Here is a 2424-nt window from a genome sequence, read left to right as displayed (position 1 = left end):
GCGTCGGCGAGCGCCTGCTGGTGCTGCTGCATCGCCTGCTGCTGCGCCCGGGCGTGGTGCTGATCGGCCGCCTGGGCATCGGCCAGCGAGTTCTTGGCCGCCTGCAAGCGTTCCCAGGCTGCCGGGGCTTGATCGGCGACCGGCCGCATCCCGCCCTGCAGATCGGTCAGCTGGGACGCGAAGCCGCCCAGCGCGGTGGCGACCTTGGTGAACGCCTCGCCGGTCACCCGCAGGTGCGGCGGGATCTCCGAGTCGACCTTCTCCCGGAACTGGTCGGCCTCCGGCCCGACGAACTGGCCGGTGTCCATCCCGGTGACGCGGTCGGCCGCGGCGGACGAGTTCTGCCCGAAGCGGCGGTAGGCCGCTTGTGCGGTGCGGATCGCTTCGGGGGAGCCGCCCATCCGGAACAGGTGCGCCGGAAACTCGGTGGCCACAGTAGTTCTCCAGATCTTCGCCGGAAACCGACAGCAGGGGCTCGACTCGACTCCGGCGGCGCGCACCGCCTTGCGGAGTCCGAGGGGGCGCGCCGTTATCCGCCGACGCCGAGGACCGCGAGCACGATCACGACCGCCACCACCAGCCCGGCGAGCGCGAGCCCGCCCCAGATCGCCGGGGTGGGGCGGCGCAGATCCGCCGGGGCGTAGCGCGACCCGTGCAGCAGCGCGGCCTTGGTCTGGCCGGCTCGCAGCGCGTGCGCCTGCAGGACGATCTTGCTGCGTTGATCAACCATGCTCGGCCTCCCCGGACGGCGAGCGGCGCTGGACCAGGGTGCCGAAGCCGCGGGCGACTCCCGGTGCCGACGGCTTGTCGACGGCCACGAAACCATCCCCCGCGGAGTCGGCGGAGTCGCTGCCGGACTCGGCGGGCGCGTCCGGGGTAGCGGTGAGCACGCTGTGCGCCATCGCGCTGATGACCTCGTAGGTCACCCGCTCCATCTCCGGCTGCGCCGTCGCCGACGACAGCAGCAGCATCCACGTCGTGCCCGGCACGGGAAGGAAGATCTGGTAGTTCTGCATGCTCACCCGAGTGCGGAACCCGGGCGGGATCAGCGAGGACCGGTCCTGGGCGAGGATCGCCGCCCCGGTCCGGGTCTCCAGCAGCGTGGTGTCCGCGTTCTCCGGCAGCATGTCGCGCACCTGGTCCAGCCCCGCCGGTTTGTCGCCGGTGTCGTGCCAGAGCAGGTGCACCCCGGCGGAGCCGAGTTCGCCGGTGGAGAGCTTGCCGAACTGCATCACGCACAGGATCGTTCCCGCGCGCTGCGACTCGGCGACGATGTGCTCGATCCAGCCGAACACGGTGCGGCGCTCGGCGGCGGGCAGCTTGCGGCCGCCGAACTTGAAGTCGATGAGGCGCTCGGCCGAGACCCGCCACGTGGCCGGAGCGGTGTCGACCATCGCCCAGTCGGACGGGATGCCCACCGACCATTCGAACGGCGGGTGCGAGCTGTCGTGGTTGAGCGTCAGCTCGGCCCCCGGGAGCGGCCCGGCCATACCTGCGTGCCCTTTCTGCTGGTCCGTTCGCCGCGCGTGGTCGGCGGGCTTGATCGCGTTACTGCTTGCCGCCGCGGAACTTGGTGGCCAGCTCGGAGTCGGTCTGCTGGGCCAGCTGCCCGATCTGCTTGGTGAGCTTGCCGGTCTCGCCGAGCTTGCTCTCCAGGTCGAGCAGGCTGGAGTTCCACTCGTCCTGGAAGCCCTCGATGGCGGAGATGATGTTCGCGTGGTCCTCGCCGTCGAGTCCTTCGACGTCCCGGGCACCGTGGTGGTCCTGCTTGAGTTCCTCGTTGAGCGTGTCCAGCTCGGTGCCGAGCTTGGTCAGCTGCTCGTACGGATACTGCACGTACGTCACGGATGCCTCCTCTCCAGCGGTGATCGCGCCGAGTGCCGCACTGTACTGTAGGGCACGGTCGGCCTCGTCCGAGGCGGTTTCGGGTGAGTTCGTCGCAACAGGACCGATTCCGTCCGATCGCGACTCGCTCGACCGCGATGAACACCTGCGCGCGCCGCCGGACGGCGCAGTCGCGTTGCTCCGTTCAGCTCAATCTGCGGTGTGCGGGTACTTGAGTCCCGGCGCGTGCCCGAGACTCCGAAGGCGAGTGCGGGCTCGGTAGCATCCGGGCCGCATTCGACGGGGCGACGATTCGCCGGGGGAGGCGACGACATGCTGGGGAAGGTCGCCGCTCCGGTGCGGGCGACGAAAGGGTGACGATGGGACCACAGCAGTCAGGGCCGCCCCATCGGCCGGAGGGCCAGTGGCGTCCGGCCGCGGGCGATGCGGCCACCCGTCGCGCGCCGCCGCAGGACGACAAGCGCAATGCTCCGCCCAACGGAAACGGTGCAGGTGGCGGAAACGGCGCAGGTAATTCGGGACCGGCGGCTCAGCGGCAGGCACCGCGCAGGCAGCAGGGCCCCACGCCGCCGTCGGGGC

At 71.0% G+C, this 2424-nt stretch carries 4 protein-coding genes; all 4 read right to left on the bottom strand.

Features of this window, described 5'->3' with window-relative positions; translation table 11 throughout:
* On the bottom strand, positions 1-434 hold a 434-nt coding region (locus IJH84_RS07510), incomplete at its 3' end, for a putative T7SS-secreted protein (protein WP_295141952.1).
* A gap of 95 nt (positions 435-529) precedes the next feature.
* The gene (locus IJH84_RS07505) at positions 530-730 is read right to left on the bottom strand and encodes a hypothetical protein (protein ID WP_200071748.1); all 201 of its coding nucleotides are present in this window, start codon (positions 728-730) and stop codon (positions 530-532) included.
* The gene (locus tag IJH84_RS07500) at positions 723-1490 is read right to left on the bottom strand and encodes a hypothetical protein (RefSeq protein WP_200071747.1); all 768 of its coding nucleotides are present in this window, start codon (positions 1488-1490) and stop codon (positions 723-725) included. The genes IJH84_RS07505 and IJH84_RS07500 overlap by 8 nt, the downstream gene beginning before the upstream one ends.
* Before the next feature lie 58 nt (positions 1491-1548).
* Positions 1549-1845 (bottom strand): WXG100 family type VII secretion target, encoded by a 297-nt coding sequence (locus tag IJH84_RS07495; RefSeq protein WP_200071746.1) that lies wholly within the window; start codon positions 1843-1845, stop codon positions 1549-1551.
* Positions 1846-2424 lie beyond the last annotated feature (579 nt).

The sequence above is a fragment of the Saccharopolyspora sp. genome (assembly GCF_017434145.1).
GTDB lineage: Bacteria > Actinomycetota > Actinomycetes > Mycobacteriales > Pseudonocardiaceae > Saccharopolyspora_C > Saccharopolyspora_C galaxeae.
This window is presented reverse-complemented; position numbering and strand designations above follow the sequence as displayed.